Annotated in this window: 1 protein-coding gene; it reads left to right on the forward strand. The window is 48.8% G+C overall.

The genetic code is table 11. From position 1 onward, the window contains the following. Positions 1–159 precede the first annotated feature (159 nt). The gene (locus tag ACCI49_RS24610) at positions 160–1,455 is read left to right on the forward strand and encodes an IS701 family transposase (protein ID WP_371841899.1); all 1,296 of its coding nucleotides are present in this window, start codon (positions 160–162) and stop codon (positions 1,453–1,455) included. Positions 1,456–1,532 lie beyond the last annotated feature (77 nt).

A 1,532-nucleotide genomic window follows, 5' to 3' on the forward strand; every position in this document is an offset into this window, starting at 1 on the left:
CTAGAGTTTAGAGTTTCATGGGTCAAAAAACGGACAAAAACTAGCTTGACATAGAGGCGAAGAAAGTTTCGCCGCGCCCTTTACGCCTCGCTATGCCGAAGGCATGGCGTAAAGGGCGCGGCCTCCAGAAAAGTGTTGAATACACAACTGGAGGTCGTAATGGACACGAAAGGATGTTGCAACATCCCCCGTGAACTATTTGATTGGATTACATTTCTGACGCAAAGCATACCCGCAAGATCAATTCGGACTTTTATCGAGCTGCTGCTCGGTGCAATGCTAACACCGGCGGGCTTTGTGACCGAAGCCTACTTGATATTGGATATGCGCAATCACTGGACCAGTTACTACAAGTGGTTGCAGAAAGGAAAGTGGTCATGGCTTGCACTGGTCAATCAGTTTGCGAGGTTACTGATTTCCTTGCACAGAGACGACGTTATCCACCTTGCCATCGATGATACCTTAACCCTGAGAGCCTCAAAAAAAGCACCAGCCAGCCAGATTCATCACCAGCATGGCAACAAACCGAACTTAGCGAAGTTTGTACGGGGTCAGTGTTTCGTCAGCCTGGCATTGGTAGTAAAGCGAGGCGCCCAACAATTTGTGGCCATTCCGCTATTAAATCGCCTGAGCCCAAGTGCCGGCAACAGTGGCAAACTGAGAGCAGCACAAGTGCTCATTCGCGCAATATATAAGCGGTTTTTAGGTAAATCAGTGCGGATATTAATGGATAGTTGGTACATGCGTCGGAGCCTTATAGAAAGCTTGCAGGGTTATGGCTTCGAGGTAATTGGCCAAGTTCGCATAGACACTCGTCTATGTGACACCCCGGCGCCACGAAAACCAGGGCAACGCGGCCGCAACAGGAAATATGGGGAGCCGTATAACAAAGGACGTATAGCACACCTGAAAAGAACAGAGGTTACCCTCTGGTTACATGGAAGAGAGCAAAAGATACGCTATCGCAGCAAGGTGCTTATGGCACGATTCTTAGGTGGGCAGTTGATACGTGCGGTTTGGTGCGAATATTGGGATGAGAAAAGGCAATGCTGGAAAGCGGCACGATTGCTACTCTCGACAAACACCAGTTTGAAAGTGGAAGAGGTGATTGAGAGCTACAGCCGACGCTGGGCGATAGAAACTCTATTCCATGAATTGAAACAATCGTGGGGACTAAAAGAGGCTTGGCAGCAGACGCGACAAGTGTTGAGCCGCTGGATACATATCACCAGCATAGGTTATGGGCTGATTCAATTATTGACGATCGTCGGTGGGGACAGCGCTAAAAATTTGAGCCAGATAAGTCCTTGGCGAAGTCGACAGCCGATCACCGCGGGCAGAATCCGGCAGGGTCTGGTCAGGCAATTACGACATGTTTATGTTCGTGGCTGGTGGAATGCTACATGTCGGAAATTCGAGCCCCCAAATAAAGAATATTTATCCGCTAGCGGATAAAAGCTGTAAAAACAGGAGTTTTTAAACAATTGGTTGTAATCGGGCTAGGGCTCCAGCGGCAAAAAAGAAGCTGCTGG

Source organism: Microbulbifer epialgicus, from assembly GCF_041447265.1.
GTDB classification, from domain to species: domain Bacteria; phylum Pseudomonadota; class Gammaproteobacteria; order Pseudomonadales; family Cellvibrionaceae; genus Microbulbifer; species Microbulbifer epialgicus.

Bases quoted from the DNA above. Each gene is read 5' to 3' on its own strand.
- ACCI49_RS24610 (WP_371841899.1), top strand. From the start codon at position 160: ATGGACACGAAAGGATGTTGCAACATCCCCCGTGAACTATTTGATTGG.